Genomic DNA, 25,115 nt, shown 5'->3' with positions numbered 1-25,115 from the left:
GTCTCCAATTCTAAATATTAAATGCCGAATATATAACATAAACTATTCAAGTAATTTTTTTTATGATTTTGTGTATACACAACACATCATACTGAATCCAAACTTGGATAAGGCGAAGGGATGGTCAGCGATGGTTCGTAACGGCAAACAATATTTGGAGTCATTGAAGGACAACAGATGTATCTACATTAACGGAGAGAAGGTTGATGATGTCACGAGACATCCCGCATTCAGGGGGATTACACAGTCATTTGCTACCCTGTATGATTTGGCTGCTGATCCGGCTAACGACATGATTTATACAACCGAGGACGGGACCACTGCCAACAAAGTGTTTATGATCCCCCGCTGTCGCGAGGAATTGGCTATCCGCCGCCGGGCAATCACCAAGTGGGCGGAAGCGACTTGTGGGTTCGCAGGACGCAGCCCTGACCACGTTGCCTCCTTCCTTGCAGGATTCGCCAGTTCCCCGCAAGTATTCGGTGAGTACAAGCAGAACGTGTTGGACTTTTATCAGTACGCTCGCGATGAGGACTTGTTTGTAACCTATGTCATCATTCCTCCACAGGTGGACCGCAGCAAGGCCGCACATGAGCAAGAAGAAAAATATTTGCCGGTTGGTGTTCTTGAAGAGAGGGAGGAGGGCATTGTCGTACGCGGATCGCAAATGCTCGGGACGAGCACCGCAGTTTCCAACTATTTATTTGTCAGTTGTATTACACCTCTCAGACCGGGCGATGAGGATTATGCCATATCCTTTGTCTTGCCGATAGATACGCCCGGGTTAAAGCTGTACCCTCGTCCTGCCTATGCAACAGGCAAGGAAAGTACATTCGACTACCCTCTTTCTACACAGTTTGACGAAAGTGATTCGCTAGTTGTGTTCAATGATGTATTTATCCCGTGGAAGCATGTATTCACATATAAGAACATTGAAGCAACGAGGGCGCAGTTCCATGACACACCGGCTCATGTGCTAGGGAACAATCAGGCGCAAATTCGACTGTCTACAAAATTGAAATTTACGATCGGGGTAGCCCGCAAGATTACTGCAATGGGGGGGACTGACAAGTTTCCGCAGGTACAGGAACGGTTAGGTGAACTTGCTTCATTGGCTGCGACCGTTGAAGGCATGCTGCTTGCAAGTGAGTATGAGTGTGTAGTGGATGAGAGGGGCACGGCTCGGCCCAATGCGCGGTTTTTGTACGGCATAGTCGGTATGCAAGACCAAATTTATGCAGGTGTAATTAAAATTCTGCGCGAGCTTGTCGGCGGAGGCGTGCTGCAATTGCCTTCCTCCTATCATGAGATGGTCAATCCGGAAAGCAAGGATGATATCCGCCAATATATACGCGCTTCCGGCGTCAATTCAGAGGAAAGAATTCAATTGTACCGATTGGCATGGGATATCATCGGTTCAGAGTTCGCTGGACGCCACCAACAATATGAAATGTTTTACAATGGAGCTCCATTTGTCGTAAGGGGGCACGCCTACCGTAATTATGGTTATCATGAACCTCTTGAAATCGTCGACCGTTTTCTGGGAAGCTATACCCTTCCGCAAGCCTCATTAAAGGAGGAGTAGGACATGACCACACTTACTACCGAGCTTACAGCCGGTATGATATCCGAGTTACAAGGCCAGAGCATTGTAATTCTGAATGTACTGAATAAAGAAAGCGGGGATATATTTTCGACGGCCCTTTCATGGGTCTATGCAGTAGGCCCCCGAACAATTCGTTTTGCAATCGACGCCAAATCTGATTTTGTACGGATATTGAAAGAGGACCCCAGGCTGGTTTTGAATTTTTTTTCACATGAGACGGTGTACTCCATTAAAGGGATTGCAGTGGTAAAGGTCAGTAAAACAGAAGAGCTTACGTTAAAGATGGCGCTGTTGGAAGTGGAAATACAAGAAATTCGGGACATCATCTTCTACGGCGGCAAAATGGTTACTCTACCGACATTTGTCAAAACATACAAGGCTGAATTGATTAAAAAGCTGGATAACGAAATGAAGAATGCTCTGATTAGCCTTGCTTAACGTATATTCACGATCCCAAAAGGAGGAGGCAGAGAGGCATGAAGATTGCATCCATTCAATTGGAAATTAAGGATCAGGAGAGCAAAGAACAGCGAATTGAACGTGCTGTCGGGCTGGTCGATCAGGCGGCTCAAGACGCAGATCTGATCCTGCTGCCGGAAATATGGGCCACCGGTTACTTTTCGTTTGACAGGTATATAGAAGAGGCGGAGTTGATTACAGGTCCCTTTGTTACATTATTTTCTGAAATTGCGAAAAGTCGCGGGGTCTATTTGTTTGCGGGAAGCTTTGTCGAAAAGAGAGACGGAAATTATTACAACACAAGCATTCTGTTTGATCGTCAAGGCAAGCTGGCAGGCACTTATCATAAAACGCATTTATTCCGCTATGGCTCAAAAGAAGGCGAGCTTCTGACAAGAGGAGATGGCGCGAAAGTAATCGAAACCGAGTTCGGAAAGGTTGGACTGACAACATGCTATGATCTTCGGTTTCCTGAGCTTTACCGCCAGCAGGTTGACTTGGGAGCGGAGATGTTCCTTGTTGCCTCGGCTTGGCCGCATCAGCGTCTTGAGCATTGGAGGTTGTTTAATGCTACGCGCGCACTGGAAAATCAATGCTTTCTTATTTCATGTAATTGTGCAGGTACAACCCGGAATGTTCTACTCGGCGGACACAGTTCAATAGTTGATCCGTGGGGCGTTGCGTTGGCATCAGGCGAAGAACAAGAAACCATCGTGAAATCAGAAATCGATCCGTCCGAGGTATCCCGAATAAGAGAAACATTCCCTAGCTTGAAACATCGTGTGCTATAGACTGATGAGAGAGGATGTATAAAAAGATGGAATTTATATGCGAAGAGACCGTTATAAGCTGGTCACCCAAACGGCTGGTTATTGCGGGTTATACAGGCAAGGATCAAGATGCTGTCAAGAAACATATAGAGGAATTAAAAGAATTGGGTGTCCCGGCCCCGCCGCAGGTTCCGATGCTGTATGATCTTTCCCCGGAGCTGCTGCTTACCTCGAACGAAATCACAGTTGTTCAAAACGACAGCAGCGGTGAAGCAGAAGTCGTATTGCTCCACATTAATGGAAGCTGGTACGCGGGGCTTGGCAGTGACCATACAGATCGGATACTGGAGGCGGTATCGATCCAAAAATCAAAACAGGTTTGCGCCAAAACAGTTACTAAAGAGCTCTGGTTGCTTGATTCGTTTATTGACCGGTGGGATGAAATTGAAATTAAAAGCTGGGTACAGATCAATGGCAGTGAGCAATTATATCAATCTGGAAGGTTAGGCGAGTTTCTGCATCCAGAACAGTTGATGAGAATTGTCAAAGATAGAGGCTATGCAGATTCCGACATGGCGCTTTACTGCGGTACACTGCCGCTTCACGGGGGATTTGTGTTTGGAGGCTTTTTCCGGGCTGAACTGGTAGATCGTAAGACAGGCCGCAAGCTTGAGCTTAAATATCAAATGAAACTTTTAAAAAATGCTGAGGAGGAATAAAAAATGGGAAAACCGGAACTTGAATTTACCGATTATCGTCAATTTGCGGAGGTACCTTTTAGCAAGGTGGAAGGTTTATCAGAAAGAGTAATCGCCCAAGATCCGGAATCGGGTGTCGCGACGCGCATCCTCATCTTTGCGCCAGGGACCGATACGACGCCTAACGGGGTACAGATCCATGACTTTTGGGAGGAATTGTATATCATTGAAGGTTCAATAATCGACTTGACTCTAAATCAGGAGTTTACTGCGGGTATGGTGGCTTGCCGACCGCCCGGTATGAAGCACGGCCCTTGGATATCGCCGACTGGCTGTAAAACATTCGAAGTTCGTTATTATTCCAGATAGCATTATTAAAATCAAGAAATAACAACAGAGGTGTTGAAATGAATAGAGTTTGGTCATCAAGTATAATGCAACAAATTGTATTTATGGGCCCTTTTGTTGTTTTGTTCATTTTGATAACGGCCATTCCTTTTACTTTTGGTATCTATTATTCATTTACGGATTGGAACGGTTTGTCGGATAAGCTGCCTTGGGTTGGAATTGACAACTATAAATTCATCTTCACAAATGATACAGCGTTCATACATTCTCTCTGGTTCACGATTCGTTTTACAATTGTGTCAGTTATTTTATGCAACGTAATCGGGTTCGCCATAGCCTACTTTTTATCGAAGCCCTTAAAGAGCAGAAATGTACTGCGCACATTATTCTTTATGCCCAACGTAATTGGTGGAATAATACTTGGTTTCATATGGCTGTTCATATATACTCAGGGATTCTCTACGATCGGTGAGTATACCGGTATTGCTTTTTTTAATCTGCCTTGGCTGGCTACTGAAGCAACCGCCTTTTGGGCGCTGGTTATTGTGTTTGTCTGGCAGGGAGTCGGTTATATTATGGTTTATTATATTGCGGGTCTGGCAAATGTGCCGCGAGATTTGATCGAGGCAGCTACGATTGACGGAGCTAATACCTCACAGGTTCTGCGCAATGTAATATTTCCGATGGTCATGCCATCCATTACAGTTTGTATTTTTATTTCTACTGTCGCTTCCTTCAAATCATTTGATTTAAACTATTCGCTTACAAAGGGCGGCCCTTTTCTTTCTACCGAATCAGTTGCTATGAATATCTATACCGAGGCATTTGCAAAAAATAATATGGGCTTGGGTGCTGCAAAGGCCATTGTTTTCTTTTTTATAGTCATGATTATTTCAATTATTCAAGTATCTCTTACGAAGAAGCGAGAGGTGCAAGTGTGATGAATAACACTTATTTCCGCAAATATGCCCTAATAGAGCTGGTACTATTCCTTACTCTTGTTCTATTTCTCTCTCCCTTCTACCTTGTGTTGGCTAATTCTTTTAAGACTTTCGCTGAAATTACCCAAAATGCGGCAACTCTTCCGTCTATTATTCATTGGGAGAACTATTCAATAGCTTGGAAATCGATTAACCTTCCGATTGCATTTCGAAATACGATTGTCATCACATTATTAGGTTCCATAGGGATTGCTTTGATTTCGGCAATGGCTTCATACCGAATTGTACGCTATGATTCTCGGGCAAATCGCTTGTTATTTGGAATGTGTATCGCTTCAATGGCTGTTCCGTTTCAAGCGGTAATGATCCCTTTGATCAAGGTCGCAAAATGGTTTCAATTCATGAACAACATTCAAGGAATCATTGTTGTATATTGGGGGCTAGGAGTTTCTTTTGCTGTAATATTATTTCACGGATTTATCAAATCCATTCCAATTGAGCTTGAGGAATCGGCACGAATGGACGGTTGCGGCCCGTACCGGGTATATTGGAAAGTTGTATTTCCTTTACTGAAGCCGATGGTTGTAACAGTGATTTTGATTAATTCATTTTCGATATGGAATGACTTTCTTCTTCCAAAAATAATGCTGCAGAAACCGGGTTTCGGTACGGTACAACTGGCAGTAAGCACCTTTTTTGGCGAAATGGAAAAAGACTGGAACACTGCACTGGCCGCTTTAGTCATAACTTCTGCTCCACTTTTAGTACTCTTCCTGTTCCTGCAACGTTATATCATTGACGGGATTACAGCAGGTGCTGTAAAGGGGTAACTTATTGAGCAAACCATCTATTAATAGAGGGGTTCGTTCACATACTAAACTGCAATCCAAACATTACTGGAGGGGTAAGGATGAAAAGAAGTTGGCCCATTTTTTGTATGATGATTATGCTTGTATCATTACTGACAGCATGTACTTCGAGCGGCAATCAAGCCAATACAGATCAAGCAGCAAATGGTGATGGATCCAATAAACAAAAAGAAGTAACGATTAAAGTGGTTGAGTATAAGAATCTTGAAGGATACAAAGATATAGCCAGGGAATTTGAGAAACAGAACCCTGGAGTTAAAGTTGAGTTCTCGTATATTAATTCTGTCGACTTTGATCCAACTATGAAAGCAAGATACGCTGCCGGAGATATGCCTGATATTTTCAATAACTGGAATGTAGATGTCTGGAAAGACTTTTATGAGGATTTGTCCGACCAACCCTGGGTGGGTGATTTATATGAAGGTACTAAGGGATTTGTCACAAGGGACGGCAAGCTGTTAGGGATGCCTTATATCATCGAGGGGGCTGGTCTGGTTTATAACAAAGAGCTCTTTGAAAAAGCGGGTATTACAGCAACACCGAAGACGTTCACAGAGCTTAAAGCTGCTACACAAAAGCTTGAGGATTCCGGAATCCAGCCGTTTGTTAACTCATATGGAGAGCCTCTATTTCAGTTGGGAGCACACTTCTTTAATAATGCTATAGATCGAGTAGATAATCCTGTTCAGTTTATTGCAGACCTTAGGAGCGGCAAGGCGCAACTTGTTGGTAATCCAATGTTTGAACAGATGCTTGATGTTTTACGCTTCTCAACTGAACATGGTAACCATAAAGATTTAACAACTGACGGAAATACACAGGCAAATGATCTCGTAAATGGAAAGGCTGCGATGGCTTTACAAGGGAATTGGATTCAAGACAATGTTAATAAATCAAATCCGGGATTAAAAATGGGAATCATGCCATACCCATTTACGGATGATATCAATTTAAATGACAAAATAAACATGCAAATTTATTCACTGGCGGTATACAACAAATCTCCGAATAAAGAAGTTGCTAAAAAGTTCCTGGATTTCCTTGTGACCTCAGATATAGGCAAGAAAACTCTCGTCGAAGTTTTTCATCAAGTTCCGGCCATGAAAACGATCAAGCCATCAGAGCAATTCGTGGGTCCCATCAATATGGATCTTCTATCTTATCTGGAACAAGGGAAGGTTGTGCCGGTGGCATTCTGGGATTACTTTCCTATAGCAACTGATATTGGTCAAGTATTACAGAAGTTTATTGCAGACAAAGCTAACTCCACTCAAACTTTAAAGGAAATTGAAGCTTTGTTTAAAAACTGGAGATAATACACATCGAATGGAGTGTGGTTTTTTTGGCTTTGATGGAATGTAAGTTTTTTTCCAGAAAATTGATGTTGCAAACTTCTATGTTCGTCTATATTCCTACTCCGACAATGGATGATGAAAATTTTGGGAGACTACAGCAATATTTTGAAGAAGGTAAGAAGTATCCTACTCTGTATTTACTCCATGGCTTGTCCGATGACCACAGTGCCTGGTTGAGAAATACCTCGATTGAACGATATGCTGAAGCAAAAAAAATCGCGATTGTGATGCCGGCGGCAGATCATAGTTTTTATACGGATATGGCCTATGGTAAACCTTACTATAGCTATTTCAGCGAAGAGCTGCCACAGATAGCAAGAATGTTGTTTCCTCTTTCTGGCAAGCGGGAAGATAATTTTGTTGCCGGATTATCAATGGGAGGATACGGAGCATTCAAGCTTGCGCTTAGCAGCCCGGATAAATACGCTGCTGCTGCAAGCCTGTCTGGGGCGCTTAATTTATACAAGGTCGCTAACAGCTTAGCCCAAAAAATGCACAAAGGCAGTCCTACTCTGCTGCCTTTGCACCAAGTTGCCAAGAATGCATTTGGAGATATGGGAGAACTGAGTGGAACTGAGCACGATCTGAATTACTTGGCACAAAGGGTCAAAGAATCCAACTCGGAAATTCCTAAACTCTATCAGTGCTGCGGAACAGAAGATTACGTTTATGAAGTTAACAAGGATTTCAAAGAATTCACCCAAAAGATTGGGCTTGATTTAACTTACGATGAAGGTCCCGGAGGGCATGATTGGGATTATTGGGACACCCAAATTCAGAGAGTTTTGAAATGGCTTCCAGTTAAATCATAACCCAACCCTATTAGGAAGATAAAATTGAACAGATTTAGTGCCGCAGTCCCCCATCTCTAAGCCAAAAGCAAAGGTGGGGGTTAAACATGTCTGCAGAGCAAATATATGCTCTTATGAAACGGCGCCTAAGCCTTCGAATATGAAGTTCTCAAGGGCGTGCAACTCTGTATCGAGGCCAACGGAAGCCCCGCTATGCGTTAGATAAGTGGGGGACAAATAAAATGTTACAAACTTCCGATAATATGTGATGTAACATAACATGATTTGGAAATGATAATTGTCATCCATACTTTAATCTGTTAAAATCTCTTTGTACTACAGATAATTTCAGGGGGATTGAGAGAGTGAAGACTGGCAAAGGGATGAAAGGCGGAAATAAGTGGATTGTTTCGGCTTTAATCGCTATTTTGGTGTTGGCTATAGCGGGCTGCGGATCAGATAACGCAAATAATGCAAGCAGCGGAAGCAACACAGGCAACGCAAACACTGCAGAAAATACAGGTTCTGGCGGCAACGCTGCGGAAGAGGTCATCAAGTTCGCGAGCGACGCTTCCTATGCGCCGATGGAATACATGGACAAGGACACGATCAAGGGCTTCGATATCGACTTTATCGCTGCGGTCATGGAAGAAGCGGGAATGAAGTACGAAGTGGTCAACACGGGCTGGGACACGATGCTCACGAGTGTTGAGCAGGGTACGGAATACCAGGCGGGCCTGTCTGCGGTCTCTATTACCGACAAGCGCAAGCTGACCTATGATTTCTCCGTTCCTTATTTTGAATCAACCAATATGATTCTGGTCAAGGAAGGCAGCGACATCAAGAGCGCACTGGACCTGAAAGACAAGACGGTTGCAGTACAGACGGCCACGACCGCCGACGAGCTGATGACCAAGATTATGGGCGTTGGCAACACGAAGCTGAAGCGCTACGACAGCAATACGGTAGCGATGATGGATCTGGACAGCGGCGGTGCGGACGCGGTGGTGGCCGATATCGCGATCGTGAAGGAGTATATCAAGAACAATCCGAAAATGAAGCTGGTGGGCATCAAGGATACACCGAATTTCGGCTCTGAGTATTACGGCATTCTGTATCCGAAGGGCAGCGAGCTGAAAGCGAAGCTGGACCCTGCGATTCAAAAGGTGATCGAGAACGGCAAGTACGAGGAAATCTACAAGAAATGGTTCGGAGAGGCTCCCGACTTGACGAATTTGAAGAATGCGCAGTAAGCAAGGCAGGTCAACAAGCATGCGTAATGAACAATATTGCGCGTGCTTGTTTTTTTACAGAGAAGTTTTGAGGGAAGAGGCGGAAGGACTGCCTGTCCGCTATAAGAAGAGAAGGGGAAGAGAAGGATGGATTTCAAATTCGACATCATTGGGGAGTACCTTCCATTATTTTTGCGGGGAACGCTGTATACGATTGGTATCTCTATCACCTCCATTATCCTTGGCTCCATACTCGGGCTGGGCATCGGATTCGGCAGAATGCTGAAAAGCCTGCTTTGGCGCTGGCCTTTCGATATCTATGTCAATTTCTTCCGGGGGACTCCGCTGTATGTGCAGATTCTGATCGTGCATTTCGGGGTGGTGCCTGTCTTTTATGGAAGCACGAATGTGCTGATTTCCGGCGTTGTCTCGCTATCGCTCAACTCGGCAGCCTATGCGGCGGAAATCTTCCGGGCGGGCATTCAATCGGTTGATTCCGGCCAGCGGGAGGCGGCGTTGTCGCTCGGTATGACGAGGCGGCAGTCGATGCGGTTCGTGGTGCTGCCGCAGGCCATCAAGCGCATGGTGCCCGCTTTCGGCAATGAGTTCATCGTGCTGGTCAAGGACTCTTCGTTGCTGGCGCTCATCGCCGTACCGGAAATTATGTACTGGGGCAATACGATGAAAGGCCAGTATATGCGGATTTGGGAGCCGTATTTGACGGCGGCGGTTTTTTATTTCATTCTCACCTATTTGCTGAACAAGCTGCTCAGCTATATCGAACGGAGGATGTAAAAAAATCATGGAGCCGATTATTTCAGTCAGACATCTGCGCAAGTCGTTTGGAAGCCATACGGTGCTGGGCGATATCAGCGTTGACATCAACAGCCGGGAGGTCGTCGTCGTCATCGGGCCATCCGGCTCGGGCAAATCGACCTTTCTCCGCTGTCTGAATCTGCTGGAGCAGCCGCAGGGTGGCGACATCCTGATCGAAGGCGTCAACCTGATGGACAAGAAGACGCGGATTAACGAGGTCCGGACCGAGGTCGGGATGGTATTCCAGCAGTTTAACCTGTTTCCGCATAAAAAGGTAATCGAGAATATTATGCTGGCGCCGATCCGGGTGCGCAAATGGCCGGAGGAGCAGGCCCGTCAGAAGGCGCTGGAGCTGCTGGGGAAGGTCGGCCTTGCCGAAAAGGCCGAGGCATACCCCGCTTCCCTGTCCGGCGGTCAAGCCCAGCGCGTAGCCATTGCCAGGGCGCTGGCGATGGAGCCGAAGATTATGCTGTTCGACGAGCCGACGTCAGCGCTCGATCCGGAGATGGTCGGCGAGGTGCTGACCGTTATGAAGGGGCTGGCCCGCGAAGGGATGACGATGGTCGTCGTCACGCATGAGATGGGCTTTGCGCGCGAAGTGGGCGACCGGGTGCTGTTCATGGAGCAGGGGGCCATTGTGGAGCAGGGGCCGCCGGAGGCGCTGTTCGGAAGTCCGCAGCATGTGCGGACCCGGGAATTTTTATCGAAGGTATTATAAGCGGGGCGGCAGGTTTGCAACATATTCCATTTTTCCGCGTATCACTTTGTATATGCTTTTTTTGAAATGGAGGGCTGACGCTTGGCTGGAATTCATTTGGCAAAAGGGCAGAAGGCGGATTTGACTGGAGGAACCCTCGGTCTGATGAACATCATTGTCGGCTTGGGCTGGGACCCTGACGGGAGCGAGGAAGTGTCGGGACCTGAGCAGCGGGCGGAAGTCGACTGCGACGCCTCGGCCCTGCTGCTTGACGCCGACGGGAAATTGACGAAGCGGACCAATCTGGTCTGGTTCCATAACAAGCAGAGCGCCTGCCATTCGGTCGTTCATTCCGGCGATAATCTGACAGGCGACGGCGACGGGGACGACGAGCAGATCAGGGTGAACCTGATAGCGGTTCCCTCCGATGTGCACCGGATTCTGATCGTCGTCAACATCTACGACGCCGTGAACCGAAGGCAGGACTTCGGCATGATCCGGTCGGCGTATATCCGTGTGAAGAATGCTTCGGGCGGAGCCGAGCTGGTCAAATACAACCTGTCAGACAACTACTCCGGTTTCACCGCCCTGATCGGCGGCGAATTGTTCAGGCGGGGCTCGGAATGGGGATTTGCGGCGATTGGCGAGGGCAGCCACGCGGCGCATATCAGTCAGTTGGCCGAGCGGTACGTATAAGCAGGGATATGAGGAAATGAACGGGAAGAACGCCCTAGACTGGAGCGGAGCGCAGGCGGGAACGAATATGATTTTACCGGAGGCAAGTGGAAATGGAAGGGTTATCAAATTTTATTAGGAGCATAAGCGACAGCTACGGACATTTTTTCTCATGGCATGATGTGCTTGCCACACTTTCAGATCCTGTAAGCTGGGGGATTATCGGAAGCCTGGTCCTGCTTGAAGGTCTGCTCTCGGCGGACAACGCGCTCGTGCTTGCTGTAATGGTCAAGCATCTGCCCAAGGAGCAGCAGAAGAAGGCGCTCTTCTACGGGATTGTAGGGGCGTATCTGTTTCGTTTCGTGGCCATTGGCCTGGGCACATATCTCATCAAGTTCACCATGGTCAAGGTGCTTGGCGCCATCTATCTCTTCTACATCGCTTATAAAGGAATCTTTAAGAGAGGCGGGAGCGAAACCGCACAGAACAAGGGAACTTCCTTCTGGAGAACGGTGCTGCTTGTCGAGCTGATGGACATTGCCTTCAGTATCGACAGTGTAATCGCCGCCTTCGGCCTGAGCAGCGAAGTATGGGTGCTGTTCATGGGCGGTATTCTGGGGGTGCTGATGATGCGCGGCGTGGCACAGCTCTTCCTGAAGCTGATCGAGAAATTCCCCGAGCTGGAGCAGGCGGCCTTCATGCTGATTGCCATTATTGCCGGTAAAATGCTGGCTGGCGCTTTCGGCTACGAAATGCCCCATTTCGTCTTCTTTACTGTCATTATCTCCGTCTTTGTCGGTACGATTCTGTACAGCGCCGGGCGGAAACACAGTGAAGCGAAGAATGAAGTCCGCCATTAAACCGTGGCTGCCGCAATCATAATTCCTCTCCGCCGTACATACATTGCTTCATGGCGCGGCAATGCGGGAAGGGAGATGACTTATGATCCTGGGGTGTCTCATTCTCGTGCTTCTTGTATCAGCCGGGAGCAGGAAGGCGGAGGGAATCGCCGAGCTGAATACTGACAGGGAATCCCCCAAATAGACATGATCCGGCAATCTTCGAGGTTTGTTGTTTCAAGCGTTTTTTTGCGGTTTATTGGGTATAATAAGTCCCATTCTGTTACTCCAATGCTGCTGAAAATACGACAACCCACGGAGGTTCTATGGAGAATGAAGCGCTGTTAAAAGTCGAGCAGTTGGCGCTCAAGAAGCAAAGGGTATACCGCAACAGTATATTCCGCTATATTGCCCGCGCCATGCTGGCCAGTATGTTTATCGGATTCGGGGTTATCGTGGCATTTAAAACCGGGAACTTTTTTTACATGGAGCATTCTCCGATGACTTATCCAATGGCTGCCGTCACATTCGGGGCCGCGATCATCCTCATTTCCTACGGCGGGGGGGATTTGTTCACCGGGGACACGTTCTACTATACCTATGCCGCGCTCCGCAAGAAGATGCAGTGGACGGATGTCGGCCGGATGTGGGTGTGGAGCTATATCGGAAATATTCTGGGCGCAACGACATTCGCGCTGCTCATTTATTTAACCGGTCTATTCTATGATTCGAACGTAAACGGGTTTCTGCTGAATGTTGTTGCCCATAAAATGGAGGCTCCGGCGATTCAGTTGTTCTGGCGGGCTGTCCTTTGTAATTGGCTCGTCTGTCTCGCCTTCTTTGTACCGATGTCGATGAAGGCCGACGGCGCCAAGCTGTTCGCCATGGTATTGTTTGTGTTCTGCTTCTTCATTTCGGGCTATGAACACAGCATTGCCAACATGTGCACCTTCGCGATCGCGCTTGTGCTGGACCATCCGGGAACGATTTCGTGGGGCGGCGTCGTGCACAACCTCGTTCCGGTCACCCTTGGCAATTTGATCGGCGGGGGCGTGCTGATGGGCGTGATGTACTTTTATGTGAACAAGCCTTTTCTGGACGATGAAGCGCATTAAAAAGAGCTTGTTAACCAAGAAAGGCCTTCCTTCTGATGGTACAGAAGCGAAGGCCTTTTACTTTGGAACCGGCGCGGCTCTTCCTGTCAGCGGCCCTGCGGCTGAAGCGGGGGCATCTGCCAGCAGAGCGGCGCTTCCTCCCGAAGCGTGCCTTCCAGCACTCCGCCTTCCCGCCGCCAATATTCGATGCCGCCGAGCATCTCCTTGACCCGGTAGCCCTGCGTCGCCAGCCTGGCGGCCGCTTTGGTTGCTCCGTTGCAGGCCGGGCCCCAGCAGTACAAGATCAGCGCTTTATCCTGCGGAAGCGATGCAAGTGCTTCAGCGGCAAGCTGTCCCGAAGGAAGGGAGACCGCGCCGGGCAGATGAGCTTCTTCGTAGGAGCGGGCATCGCGGACATCAACCAGAACAAAGTTCTGGATTCCTTCCCGGATATCGTAAGCGACATCGGCCACATCGGTCTCAAACCTTCCCTTTGCGGCAAAATAGGCCGCGGCCTCGGCAGGAGAAGCGGCCGGGGCGGCCAGTACCTGCGATTTCGGCTTGAAATTCATGCTGTCAACCTCCTTGAAAAATCTGAAATGGTTGTTTTCTTTATTTTAGCTTGAATCAGTCATTGTAGTTATCTATAGTATTGGATAATAATTATCGAAATAAATGATAGTTGGAGTGGAGGGAGCGGGATGGAGCTTACTTATTTGCGTACCTTCTGCGAGGTCGCCGCAAGCGGCAGCCATACACGGGCGGCGGAAAATCTGGGGTATGCCCAGTCCAGCGTAACCGCCCAGATCGCCAAGCTGGAGGAGATGTACGGGGCGAAGCTGCTGGAGCGTTCCGGCAGGGGGATGGCTCCGACTTTTGCCGGGAGAACGCTGCTCCGGTATGCCAAGCAGATGCTTGCGCTTAGCGAGGAAGCGAAGGAGGTGATCTCCGGCGGGCAGACGGGTGAGCTTGCAATCGGTTCGATTGAGACGCTTGCCGCCTATTTTTTGCCGCAGCGGCTGCATCATTACCGTAAGCAGTATCCGGATATCCGTATGCGCGTGCTGCCGGGGTCAGAAATCGACATCATCGCCGCCGTGCGGAATAAATCCGCCGATTTCGGCCTGATTTTTGACCTGCCCTATTCGGCGAATGATCTTCAGGTCGTGGCCCTGCAGCCGGAGGAGCTGTTCGTCATCGTTCATCCCGGTCACCCGCTGGCGGGCCGCGATTCGGCAGAGCTGTCCATGCTTGCCCCCGAGCCGCTGGTGCTTACCGAGGATACGTGCACGTACCGCAATCTTTTGCTGCACAAAATGAGAGGTGCGGGATTGACGCCGAGGGTGGAACTGGAATTCGGCAATCTGGAGGGAATCAAGCAGGCCGTCAAGCATGAATGGGGCATTGCTTTTCTTCCGGGCTATACGATTCGGGAAGAGTTGCGGCGGGGGGAGCTGAAGGCGGTTCCGGTGTCGGAAGACGGCGGCAAAGGGTTCTTCATCCAGCTGATCTACCGCAAGGACCGCTGGCTGTCCTCTTCCTTCAAGCGTTTTATTGAAATGATGCAGGCGCCGGGAACGATTTGAGCGCCGCAAGGAAATACGGCTGCGCAGGCGGGAAGATCAAAAAGCCGCATTCCGGTTTCCCGGCGTGCGGCTGTTCAAGTGTGAAGTCAACAATTTTTGTAGGTTATGAACCGCAGGCGGGCTTTGATTTCTTTTTGCCATTTCAAATCCCCTACCTTGACGGCAAGATTAAACAGATCCAGGTAATCATCAACCTTCAGTGACGTCCGGGCAGCAGCTGCGTTCATAAGCATTCAGTCTCCTTTAAATCAATTTTAACAACGATCTTTAATAATGATAATCATTATCACCATAACCGATATTGTTATTATCCACATTCTACGTCTGAAAATCAATATTAAAAGTGAAATATCTCACTTTGAAATGTTACAATTTTAAGCAAGCTGACAAGCGAAGGAATATTTTCGACGAATGTATGGTTATAAGAGGTTATATTTACGGTTAAGAAATGGTATTTTGCGCAAGCGTAAGCAGGACATCTCCCAATATTTGTCGAAAGATCTTATATAGCTCATAAGTATGCTGTTGATTTTGAAAAATATCCCAAAGGAGAAACGGAAAAGGAGAAATTGTATGAGGCGTTTCAAAATCGGTCTCCTGTTGTTCATTCTGCTTAATTTGTTGCCGGATGCCGCTGACGCCGCAAGAAGAGAAGTCGTCTACAAGGCGGAACTCGACTATCCTCCCTACAAATACATACAGAACGAATATTTGACCGGCTTTGACATTGATCTGACCAGCATGATCTTCCAGAAGCCGGACTATCTGGTTCGGTACGGAAGCGATTCATGGAACAGGGTATACAGGCAGCTCAGCGGCGGAGAGATCGACACGGCGGGACTGATGGCGGTCACAGAGGAGCGAAAGAAGAAAGTTCTCTTCTCAAAGCCTGTCATGAAGATTCGCATTTCCGTATACGCCCGGCAGGGTTTGAAGGAGTATGTCCATCCCAGGGACCTGGGGGGCTATAAGATCGGCGTGGGGGAGGGGCACTACAGCGAGGATATACTTAGGAATGGGCTGGGAGTTTCCGGCTATGAGGCTTATCCAACCGTTGCGGATGCCTTGAATGCTCTGCGCAGAGGCGATATTGATCTCCTGTTCGAGAACCAGTCGGTCGTCGATTATCTGATCGTCGAAGAAGGATTGACCGACAGCATTGTACATAAAATGAGAAACCTTTACTCGGCGGATATGGCTTACGGAATCAGCAAAGCTTCACCGGAGCTTGTGTCTTACATTAATGCCCGTCTGAAGCAGCTTAAGCAGAGCGGGGTGTTTGAGCAGCTGTACCAGCAGTATTTCTTCGAGCATTCCGAAGATTACGGCAGCCGGATGCGTCTGAAGACCATCGCCGGGATCGTCGTGGGCTGCTGCCTGCTGACCGCCGGCGCTCTGCTTCTCCGAATGTATGTTAACCATCTGCGCCGGATGATCCGGGCCGAGCAGCAGTTCTTCCAGGATGCGATCGAGCATACGGGCATTCTGGTCTGGGCGGTTCGGGAGGACCGGACGGTGCTGCGCCTGAACAAATACGGCGAAAGCGTGACCGGCCTCAGGGAGAAGGAGATCATCGGGAAAAGCCTGGACGATGTGGAGGTAGAAGTGGTCGGCGGAACGAAGATGAAGGAGCTGCTGTACCGGGCGGTCCGGCAGGATTTTGTCAGTCATGTGGAATTTCAGATCCCGGACGGAGGTTCGGAGGGGCGATATTTTACATTCCGGACGACGCTGATTAAAGGGCTCGGGGGCGGAAATTCCAAAGCTTATGTCCTGATCGGGATCGATATCGACGAGTCCAAGCGAAATGAGCTTGAGCTTCATTCGAGCTACAGGCAGCTGGAAGCCGCTCATCTGGAGCTGGCGGACGCCAAGGAGGAGCTGCAGGACCAGAATGACAAGCTGAGCTTCAGCGAGCAGAGGTTCCGCCTGGCGGTGGAAGCCTCCGGCGCCTTTTTGTGGGGATTCGATTACAAGGAACAGGAGCACTGGGTATCCGAACGCTGGTATAAAGTCATGGGTTATAAGCAAGGAGAAATCGAGCTGTCCGTGGAAACGGTGCTCAATCTGATCCATCCCGATGACCGGGAGCGCTCAAGCAAGGCTCGGGAGGAACATCTGGCGGGCCTGACGCCGCTGTATGAAAGTGAATACCGGATGCGGACCAAGGACGGGCGTTACTTCTGGTTTGAAGTCAGAGGCAAGGCGACGTACGACAGCCGGAAAGGAATCATGCTGTTCCTTGGCTCCCTGATCGATATTTCCAGGCGGAAGCAAATGGAGCTTAAGCTTAGCGGCAGCTACGAGGAGCTTGAAGCGACCTATGAGCAGCTTGCGGCGACGCAGCAGGAGCTTGTGGACCAGTATGACACCCTGCTGGAGAATCAGAGAAAGATGCATCATCTTGCTTATTTCGATTCATTGAGCCATTTGCCCAACCGTCTTTGTCTGCTGGAGACGATGGAAGAATATTTCGATCTCCCCGGGGGCAGGGCTGCGCTGCTGTTCGTGGATACGGACAATTTCAAATATATCAATGACACGATGGGCCATAAGTTCGGCGATATTCTCATCCGCCAGGTGAGCGAAAGATTGCAGTCAACCATTGTTCGTGACGGCAGCATGCTCTCAAGACTGGGGGGCGATGAATTTGTTGTTTTCTTGAAAAATATTGAAGAGCACAAGGAAGTGCTGGCGCTGGCGGAGCAGCTGCTCTCCGAATTCAGGAAACCGTTCGAGATCGGTGAGAGCAGCGTCTACGTCTCGGCCAGCATCGGAATCTCCTTCTATCCCGAGGACGGGAATACGACGGAGGAGATTCTCAAGAATGCGGATATGGCGATGTACCGCGCCAAGGAAGCGGGCAAGGGCATTTATGCCGTATACGACAGGGGGATGCATACCGAATTCAACGAGCGGATGATGATCGAGAAGCATCTGCGCGGCGCCCTGGACAATGAGGAGTTTGAGCTGTTCTACCAGCCGCAGGTCGATCTTCATACCGGGGCCATCTCCGGCTTTGAAGCGCTGATCCGCTGGGACAGCCCCGTTCTCGGCTTCGTCTCGCCGCTGTCGTTCATCAAGATCGCCGAGGATTCCCGGCTGATTATCCCTATCGGGGAATGGGTGCTCCGGAAGGCCTGCGAGTTCATGTCGGGGCTGTGCCGCCGGCAAAATAACTGCTATAAAATTGCGGTCAATATCTCGGTTATTCAGCTGCTGCAGGACGATTTTATCCAGACTGTGCTGAACGTCCTGTCCGAAAGCGAAATCCCCCCGGGATGCCTTGAGCTGGAGATTACTGAGACGGTCTTCATTGAATCATTCGAACGGATTGTCGGCAAGCTGGAGTATTTGAAAATGCAGGGCATTCGCATCGCGCTGGACGACTTCGGAACGGGCTATTCATCGCTGAGCTACCTGCAGCAGCTTCCGATTACCACGCTCAAGATGGATAAAGCCTTTATCGATCCGTTGACGGAAGATTCACACAGCCAGTCGTTTATCCGGACTATGGTGTCGCTGGGTCATGAAATGGGGCTGGAGGTCGTGGCGGAAGGCGTGGAGGACAGCAGCCAACTGGTCTTTCTTGAGGAAGCCGGGTGCGACAAGGTGCAGGGTTACCTGTTCAGCAGACCGCTCTCGCAGCGGAATACGCAGGAGCTGCTGCGGGGCCATGGGTACGGTCAGGCCGGATTTTGACTGCCGGATGCGCCCGGGTAAGCGGTTATAGGGGATCTGCGGTATGCTGTTTCGCAAAAAAATCAGGGATGTCCGGTCCAGTCTCAAGCTGGTATGGACATCCCTTTCTCTGTGTGCCTGCCACTCAATGAATGACGAGTTTGTTCTTTCCCGTCTTCTTGGCCTCGTACAGCGCGTCGTCGGCCTTCTGGAAGACGAAGCTTTTGGACCCGGAATCCTGAAAATCATGCATGCCGATGCTCACCGTTACCGATTTCCCCTCCATCTCGGCAATGGGCAGACCGGCGATGCCCGCCCGGACCCGGTCCATGATGGCATGGGAAGCCTCAAGCGGCTTTGCGGTCAAAATAACGACGAATTCCTCGCCTCCGTAACGGGCGGCAAAGTCATCCGCGCCAATATTCTCCAGTATTGTGGCGGCCACCTGCCTCAGCGCAATATCCCCTACCCAATGCCCGTACGTATCGTTGACCTTTTTAAAGTTGTCGATATCGAGTATCGCCAGCTGCATCGGGAACGGATTGGATTGCTGATGGTCGATGAGCCAGCCAAAATATTCGTGAAAGGTCTTGTGATTATACAGATCCGTCAACGGGTCGATCTTGGAGAGGCGGTCCATAATGATATTCTGGATGCGCAGATCCTGCTCCGATTTCTCTGAAGTTTCCAGCGAGCGGATGAGGTCCTGGCCCCGGCGGATCACGGCAAGCCCTGTAAGCAGGGTAGCCACAATAATGCTCACAGTCATAATCATTTCGATTCGCATGTCATCGCTATCCATCGTCGTTCCGAACACCGCCGCGGTATACAGCAGGGCTGCCGTCGATGAGAGAATCAGATAGGTGGTTCTTAGATAGATCATGGATACGAGCAGCGGGAACAGCAGGAAGAACGGTTTCACATGAATATTCTCTGAAAGAAAAAAGACGATCAGACTGGAAATAAAGTAGCTTCCAATCGTAATAGAGATTTCGGAGAACGCGGTTTTCCATTTGTAGATGCACTCAAGCAGAAGCACAGTGCCCAAAATGATTAAATCGGGCAGCAAGCTATGGGAGCTGTACATTTGATTTATTACATGGACCAGCAGCATAATCCAGAAAGCATTCAGCAGCACACGGTTCCAATTTAATTGACGAGGAGTGTACAAAGAATTAAACATAGGGTGTTCCTCATTTCCAGTCGCGATGGTTATATAATTCGACAGAAATCCCCATTTTCCTTCCCTGCGAGGAGAAGGTTATAATGTTCGGTTTTTATATATAATTATTACGATAATATTAAGCTTTAAGCGAAAATCTTCTGTAAATACGAATGATTGACTGTAATATCATTGACATATTCGTCTGTATTCGATAAGATTCTATTGACTGAATCATATTCCTTGAACGCATATACTTACTGTTCGTATATCCCCGGAGATAAGGTTTGGGGGTTTCTACAGGGAACCGTAAATTCCTGGCTACGGATGGGTGCCTTTGGCATACCCTGACATTTGCCGGGATTTTTGTTGTGCCGACCTATTCTGCATGGATAAAATTCGTTTTTCTGGAGGAACCGATGAGTAAATATGATGTGATCGTTGTTGGCGCCGGACCTGCCGGTATTTTTACCTGTTATGAGCTGACCCGCAAGGCCCCGCACTGGAAAGTGCTGTTGATCGACAAGGGGCATGATATTTATAGACGCAGTTGCCCGATAATGGAGGACAAGATTCAGTTCTGCCCTCCGGCTTCCGGCCGCAAGGAATTTGCCGGCTGCCTGCCGGCCTGCTCCATTACCGCAGGCTTCGGCGGGGCGGGGGCATACAGTGACGGAAAGTTCAATATTACAACCGAATTCGGGGGCTGGATGACGGATTACCTGCCTCCCTCCAGGGTGCTGGAGCTGATCCGCTACGTCGATTCCATCAATATGGAGCATGGAGCGACGGAGACGATCACCGATCCCACAACCGACCCGATCCGGCGCATTGAGCAGCGGGGATATGCGGCCGGGCTCAAGCTGCTGCGGGCGCAGGTGCGGCATCTGGGAACGGAGCAGAATCTGGAGATCCTGAAGTCGATTTACGAATATTTGCGTACCCGTATCGATATGTTGTTCAAGACGGAGGTGCAGGATATCGAGACGGTTAATGACAACGGCACTCACCGGGTTACGGGCGTAACGCTGAAGAACGGAGAGACTTACGGGACGAGCCTGGCCATGGTCGCTCCGGGACGCGACGGCTCCGCCTGGCTTACGGATGTGCTGAAGAGACACCGGCTGAAGATGTACAATAATCAGGTGGACGTCGGCGTTCGGGTGGAAACGTCGGATGTCGTTATGCAGGAGATCAATGAGCATCTCTATGAAGGCAAGTTCATTTTCAACACTTCGGTCGGGACCCGGGTCCGTACATTCTGCAGCAATCCGTCCGGACATGTCGTCGTGGAGAACCATAGCGGGGTGATGGCCGCGAACGGACACTCGTACAAGGACCCGGCGCTCGGTTCCCCCAACACGAACTTTGCGCTGCTCGTTTCCCATAAGTTCACCGAGCCGTTCGACAAGCCCAATGAATATGCGCGCGAAATTTGCAAGCGGGCGAATGACCTGTCAAGCGGCGGAGTCATTGTGCAGAAGTATGGCGATATTTTGCGGGGACGCCGCTCCACCGGGACAAGAATCGCTGAAGGCTTCGTTGAGCCGACGCTGAAGGAGGCGGTTCCGGGCGACCTGGGACTTGTGCTGCCGTACAATACGATGAAGAGCCTCATCGAGATGGTGGAGGCGCTGGAGAAGGTGACGCCGGGCATCGCCTCCGATCATACGCTCTTTTACGGAGTGGAAGCCAAATTCTATTCGGCCCGTCCGAAGCTGACGGAGACGTTCGAGACGGAAATTTCCGGTCTCTACTGCGGCGGGGACGGCGCGGGCATCACGCGCGGACTGGCCCAGGCGGGCGCGGTGGGGATTTGGGTTGCGCGCGGCATGCTTGAACGGGCCTAAAGACGCTCCGAGCCGCATGCGGCTCAGACGGTCCCTCAAAAATAAGGGAAGCTGCCCGTTCTCCTTTCGCAAGGAGAGGGAGGCTTCCCTTTTGTCGTGGACAATCCCGGGGCATCTGTCTATAATGACCGATATATTTGAATAATGGGGGCAAGAACAACGATGCAGTATACATTCGTCATCCTGCTGCAACTGCTCGAACGCGCGGCGCTGCTGCTTATGACTCTGTTTGTATTGACCCGGGTGCCGCGCTTCAAGGAGATTTTTCAAAAAAGGGCTTACACTCCGCAGGAGCTGTTGATTGCAACCGTCATTTTCAGCCTGTTCGCCATATTCAGCACATACAGCGGAATCAAGGTGGAGGGCTCGCTTGTCAACGTCCGGATTGTGGCGATTATGTCCGGCGGCATTCTGTTCGGACCTTGGGTAGGACTTATCACCGGCCTGATCTCCGGCATTCACCGGTTTCTGATCGATATCGGCGGCGTCACCTCGGTGCCTTGTCTGATTACCAGCATTGCAACGGGCGTCGTCTCGGGAATCATCTACCGGCGCACGTCAGCCGAACGCCGCTGGAAGGCCGGGATTCTGGCGGGCATGGGCTGCGAGGCGCTGACGATGCTGCTGATTCTCGTCATGGCCCATCCGGCGTCGCTCGGGGTGCAGATCGTATCGAAGATTGCCTTTCCGATGATTGTAAGCCAGGTCAGCGTCGGGCTGATCGTCATGCTCGTCCAGAGCGTTGAAGGGGAGAAGGAGCGGATTGCGGCCAGGCAGTCCAAGCTCGCCCTGGATATCGCGAACAAGACGCTGCCCTATTTTCGCAGCATCAATCCGCAGTCTCTGCGCAAAATTTGCACGATAATCAAGGAGGACATCGGCGCGGATGCGGTCGCGATTACGGATACCCGGTGGATTCGCGCCTATGTCGGCATCGGTGAGGAGTATTACGCCGAGAAGAACGAGATTATCAGCGAGGAGACGAAGATCACCCTGTCGAGCGGGGAGATTACCATCCGCAATAGCGATACCGACTACAACGAACAGCATATCAAATCGCTGATTATCATTCCGCTCAAGGAAAAGGGCGTTGTAACCGGCGCGCTCAAAATCTATTATACGAAGGCCCACAAAATCACTTACTCCCTTCAGGCGATGGCCATCGGTCTGTCGCAGATGATCTCCACGCTGATGGAGGTCTCGCGGGTGGAGGATATCAAGGAGATGGCGAACAAGGCGGAGCTGAAGGCGCTTCAGACCCGGATCAATCCCCATTTTCTGTTCAATGCGCTGAATGCCATCGTCTCCTCCATCCGCATCGACCCCGACAAGGCCCGGGAGCTTATCATCAATCTCTCCGGTTATATGCGTTACAATCTGGAGCTGGCGGACAAATTCATCGATATCCGCAAGGAGCTTCAGCAGGTCCGGCATTACGTGGAGATCGAGAAGGCCCGCTTTGGCAGACGTCTTAAGGTGCTCTACGATATCGATGACGAGGCGGAGGTGCGTATCCCGAGCCTCATTATCCAGCCCTTGGTGGAAAATGCGATTGTACACGGCATACTGAAAGGGCGGGGCGCGGGAACGGTGATGATTTCGGTCAAGGACCGGGGGGACAGCGTGCGGATCGGCATCCGCGACACCGGAACCGGCATCGGCGAGGAAACGATTCGAAAGGTGTATGACGGCAGCATGCCGGAGAACAAGATTGGCCTGTTCAATGTGCATCAGCGGGTGAAGCTGATTTACGGCGAGGGGCTGACGATTACAAGGCTGGACAAAGGGACGGATATTACATTTGATGTCAAAAAGGAGAGCCGATGAGAGCGATAATCGTAGAAGACGAAGAGCTGGCCAGACAGGAGCTTGCGTATCTGATTCAGGCGAACAGCGGCATCGAGGTCGTGGCCCAGTTCGAGGACGGGCTGGACGCGCTGAAGTTTCTGCAGGCGGGCGAGGCGGATGTGCTGTTCCTCGATATCAATATCCCTTCTGTGGACGGCGTGCTGCTGGCCCAGAATATCAGCAAATTTTCCGTAAAGCCCTACATTGTATTCATTACCGCATATAAAGAGCATGCCGCCGAGGCGTTCGAGCTGGAAGCGTTCGATTACATTCTGAAGCCGTACAGCGAAACAAGGATCAAGGGGATGCTCGGCAAGCTGGAGGCGGCTTTTTCGCAGCGATCCGGCGGGGAGGAGGAGCGCAGTCCCGTCAGCAACAAGATCAATCTGTGGAAAAATGAAAAAATTATCGTGGTCGATACCGACGATATCTACTATGCCTCGGCGCAGGAGAAGACGACTAGCGTGTTCACGCGAAACGAAGAGTACACCATGGGGGTCAGCATCAGCGAGTTTCACAGCCGGCTGCCGCAGGAGCGCTTTTTCCGCTGTCACCGTTCCTTTGTCGTCAACCTGTCCAAAATCAAGGAAATCATCCCCTGGTTCAACAATACGTATCTGCTGCGGCTGCGCGATCTTGACTTTGAGGTGCCGGTCAGCCGGAGCAAGGTGAAGGAATTCAGGCAGATTATGCGTCTGTAGAGGCAGTTCATTCCTTCTTTCCGTCATTTCGTTCCGCATTTGATCCGTATTCTTGCCAGTCCGTTACAATAAAGGAGCAAGAAGCGCTCATGAACGCGGCAATCACGAACGAAAGAAGGAAATAACATGTCGGTAGGCACTAAAGCAAACAACCGCTTTCTCATCGTACTGGGAACCATTATTATGCAGATGGGTTTGGGCACGATTTATACCTGGAGCTTGTTCAACCAGCCGCTCGTGACCAAATTTGGCTGGCAGCTCAGCTCCGTATCCATTACCTTTTCTATAACAAGCTTTGCGCTGGCATTCGCGACACTCTTCGCGGGCAAGCTTCAGGATAAAATCGGGCTTCGCCGTCTGACGGCGGCGGCGGGAATTATGCTGGGCCTCGGTCTTATCCTTAGTTCTTCGGCCAGCTCGCTCCCGATGTTCTATCTGCTGGCGGGCGTTATTGTCGGCTATGCTGACGGAACAGCCTATATCACGTCTTTATCCAACCTGATTAAGTGGTTCCCTAACCGGAAGGGCCTGATCTCCGGGGTATCGGTGGGCGCTTACGGGACAGGAAGCCTGCTCTTCAAATATGTGAACGGCAGCCTGATCGGTTCGGTCGGCGTGTCCCGGGCGTTTCTGTACTGGGGCATGATCGTTATGGCGATGATCGTGATCGGCTCGCTGCTGGTGCGTGAAGCTCCGGCCACCCAAGCTTCGCCGTCTCCATCGGCCGCAGCCGCCGGAAACGGAGTCAAGGACTATACGGTCGGCGAAATGCTGCGGACCAAGCAAGCCTACCTGTTGTTTGTGATTTTCTTCACCGCCTGCATGAGCGGCCTGTATTTGATCGGCATCGTTAAGGATATCGGCGTGAAGCTGGCCGGTCTGGATGTGCAGACCGCGGCTAACGCAGTGGCGATGATCGCCATCTTCAACACGACGGGACGCCTTGTCCTCGGCGCGCTGTCCGATAAAGTGAACCGTCTGAAGCTGATCGGAGCAACGCTGGCGGTTACCGCAGCCGCGATGTGGACCTTAAGCTTCGCGGAGCTGAATTTCGGAGTCTTCTTCGCTTGCGTAGCGGCTATCGCCTTCTGCTTCGG

At 50.3% G+C, this 25,115-nt stretch carries 24 protein-coding genes and 1 riboswitch; of the genes, 21 read left to right on the top strand and 3 right to left on the bottom strand.

From position 1 onward, the window contains the following. The 15 genes from L692_RS0107475 to L692_RS0107400 all read left to right on the top strand — a co-directional run. Positions 1-1,585, top strand: a 1,585-nt coding sequence (locus L692_RS0107475; RefSeq protein ID WP_232238743.1) for a 4-hydroxyphenylacetate 3-hydroxylase family protein, incomplete at its 5' end; no start/stop codon positions are given. 3 nt (positions 1,586-1,588) lie between these two features. Further along, positions 1,589-2,044 (top strand): PNPOx family protein, encoded by a 456-nt coding sequence (locus tag L692_RS0107470; protein WP_025698585.1) that lies wholly within the window; start codon positions 1,589-1,591, stop codon positions 2,042-2,044. 38 nt (positions 2,045-2,082) lie between these two features. Then, positions 2,083-2,856 (top strand): carbon-nitrogen family hydrolase, encoded by a 774-nt coding sequence (locus L692_RS0107465; RefSeq protein ID WP_025698583.1) that lies wholly within the window; start codon positions 2,083-2,085, stop codon positions 2,854-2,856. 26 nt (positions 2,857-2,882) lie between these two features. Then, complete coding sequence (locus L692_RS0107460; protein WP_025698581.1) at positions 2,883-3,554, top strand: DUF2848 family protein; 672 nt, start codon at positions 2,883-2,885, stop codon at positions 3,552-3,554. A gap of 3 nt (positions 3,555-3,557) precedes the next feature. Then, positions 3,558-3,902, top strand: coding sequence for a cupin domain-containing protein (locus L692_RS0107455; protein WP_025698580.1), 345 nt, complete (start codon positions 3,558-3,560; stop codon positions 3,900-3,902). A gap of 38 nt (positions 3,903-3,940) precedes the next feature. Continuing rightward, positions 3,941-4,822 (top strand): carbohydrate ABC transporter permease, encoded by an 882-nt coding sequence (locus tag L692_RS0107450; protein ID WP_025698579.1) that lies wholly within the window; start codon positions 3,941-3,943, stop codon positions 4,820-4,822. After that, entirely contained in the window at positions 4,822-5,652 is an 831-nt protein-coding gene (locus L692_RS0107445) for a carbohydrate ABC transporter permease (protein ID WP_036722552.1), read from the top strand. Before L692_RS0107450 ends, L692_RS0107445 begins: the two co-directional genes overlap by 1 nt. Positions 5,653-5,732: 80 nt before the next feature. Further along, positions 5,733-7,007, top strand: a complete 1,275-nt coding sequence (locus tag L692_RS0107440; protein ID WP_025698575.1) for an ABC transporter substrate-binding protein — start codon at positions 5,733-5,735, stop codon at positions 7,005-7,007. A gap of 26 nt (positions 7,008-7,033) precedes the next feature. Then, complete coding sequence (locus L692_RS0107435; protein ID WP_025698573.1) at positions 7,034-7,858, top strand: alpha/beta hydrolase; 825 nt, start codon at positions 7,034-7,036, stop codon at positions 7,856-7,858. A 362-nt stretch (positions 7,859-8,220) separates the two neighbouring features. Continuing rightward, a complete protein-coding gene (locus L692_RS0107430) occupies positions 8,221-9,090 on the top strand; it encodes a transporter substrate-binding domain-containing protein (protein WP_025698571.1) in 870 nt (289 codons plus the stop codon). Positions 9,091-9,216: 126 nt separating this feature from the next. Further along, positions 9,217-9,864, top strand: a complete 648-nt coding sequence (locus L692_RS0107425) for an amino acid ABC transporter permease (protein ID WP_025698569.1) — start codon at positions 9,217-9,219, stop codon at positions 9,862-9,864. A gap of 16 nt (positions 9,865-9,880) precedes the next feature. Beyond that, positions 9,881-10,603 (top strand): amino acid ABC transporter ATP-binding protein, encoded by a 723-nt coding sequence (locus L692_RS0107420; protein ID WP_025698567.1) that lies wholly within the window; start codon positions 9,881-9,883, stop codon positions 10,601-10,603. Between the two features lie 81 nt (positions 10,604-10,684). Continuing rightward, entirely contained in the window at positions 10,685-11,278 is a 594-nt protein-coding gene (locus tag L692_RS0107415) for a TerD family protein (protein WP_025698565.1), read from the top strand. A 92-nt stretch (positions 11,279-11,370) separates the two neighbouring features. Further along, positions 11,371-12,117 carry a TerC family protein gene (locus tag L692_RS0107410; protein WP_025698563.1) on the top strand — a complete coding sequence of 249 codons (747 nt, stop codon included), beginning with the start codon at positions 11,371-11,373 and terminating at the stop codon, positions 12,115-12,117. Positions 12,118-12,422: 305 nt separating this feature from the next. Beyond that, the gene (locus L692_RS0107400; protein ID WP_025698561.1) at positions 12,423-13,211 is read left to right on the top strand and encodes a formate/nitrite transporter family protein; all 789 of its coding nucleotides are present in this window, start codon (positions 12,423-12,425) and stop codon (positions 13,209-13,211) included. An 86-nt stretch (positions 13,212-13,297) separates the two neighbouring features. Here the strand turns inward: L692_RS0107400 and L692_RS0107395 are convergent, their stop codons facing one another. After that, the gene (locus L692_RS0107395) at positions 13,298-13,762 is read right to left on the bottom strand and encodes a rhodanese-like domain-containing protein (protein ID WP_025698560.1); all 465 of its coding nucleotides are present in this window, start codon (positions 13,760-13,762) and stop codon (positions 13,298-13,300) included. A 129-nt stretch (positions 13,763-13,891) separates the two neighbouring features. On the opposite strand from L692_RS0107395, the gene L692_RS0107390 reads away from it, so the two are divergent. After that, positions 13,892-14,776 carry a LysR family transcriptional regulator gene (locus tag L692_RS0107390; RefSeq protein WP_025698558.1) on the top strand — a complete coding sequence of 295 codons (885 nt, stop codon included), beginning with the start codon at positions 13,892-13,894 and terminating at the stop codon, positions 14,774-14,776. 86 nt (positions 14,777-14,862) lie between these two features. Here L692_RS0107390 and L692_RS32485 read toward each other — a convergent pair whose 3' ends face one another. After that, positions 14,863-15,003, bottom strand: coding sequence for a hypothetical protein (locus L692_RS32485; protein ID WP_198027719.1), 141 nt, complete (start codon positions 15,001-15,003; stop codon positions 14,863-14,865). 346 nt (positions 15,004-15,349) lie between these two features. Here L692_RS32485 and L692_RS30540 point away from each other — a divergent pair, with 346 nt between their 5' ends. Further along, a complete protein-coding gene (locus L692_RS30540; RefSeq protein ID WP_025698557.1) occupies positions 15,350-18,478 on the top strand; it encodes an EAL domain-containing protein in 3,129 nt (1,042 codons plus the stop codon). Between the two features lie 124 nt (positions 18,479-18,602). Here L692_RS30540 and L692_RS30535 read toward each other — a convergent pair whose 3' ends face one another. Next, positions 18,603-19,640, bottom strand: a complete 1,038-nt coding sequence (locus tag L692_RS30535) for a GGDEF domain-containing protein (RefSeq protein ID WP_025698555.1) — start codon at positions 19,638-19,640, stop codon at positions 18,603-18,605. A 223-nt stretch (positions 19,641-19,863) separates the two neighbouring features. Further along, positions 19,864-19,963: riboswitch (purine riboswitch) on the top strand. A gap of 75 nt (positions 19,964-20,038) precedes the next feature. Between L692_RS30535 and L692_RS0107365 the strand changes: the two genes are divergently transcribed. The 4 genes from L692_RS0107365 to L692_RS0107350 form a co-directional block, all read left to right on the top strand. Continuing rightward, positions 20,039-21,469, top strand: a complete 1,431-nt coding sequence (locus tag L692_RS0107365) for an NAD(P)/FAD-dependent oxidoreductase (RefSeq protein ID WP_025698553.1) — start codon at positions 20,039-20,041, stop codon at positions 21,467-21,469. Positions 21,470-21,631: 162 nt separating this feature from the next. Then, positions 21,632-23,296 carry a sensor histidine kinase gene (locus tag L692_RS0107360; RefSeq protein WP_025698550.1) on the top strand — a complete coding sequence of 555 codons (1,665 nt, stop codon included), beginning with the start codon at positions 21,632-21,634 and terminating at the stop codon, positions 23,294-23,296. Continuing rightward, the gene (locus L692_RS0107355) at positions 23,293-24,018 is read left to right on the top strand and encodes a LytR/AlgR family response regulator transcription factor (RefSeq protein ID WP_025698549.1); all 726 of its coding nucleotides are present in this window, start codon (positions 23,293-23,295) and stop codon (positions 24,016-24,018) included. The genes L692_RS0107360 and L692_RS0107355 overlap by 4 nt, the downstream gene beginning before the upstream one ends. Positions 24,019-24,144: 126 nt before the next feature. Further along, positions 24,145-25,115 (top strand): L-lactate MFS transporter (locus tag L692_RS0107350; protein ID WP_025698547.1); only part of this gene is annotated, 971 nt, incomplete at its 3' end.

This window comes from Paenibacillus forsythiae T98 (assembly GCF_000520735.1).
Taxonomy (GTDB): domain Bacteria; phylum Bacillota; class Bacilli; order Paenibacillales; family Paenibacillaceae; genus Paenibacillus_AQ; species Paenibacillus_AQ forsythiae.
This window is presented reverse-complemented; position numbering and strand designations above follow the sequence as displayed.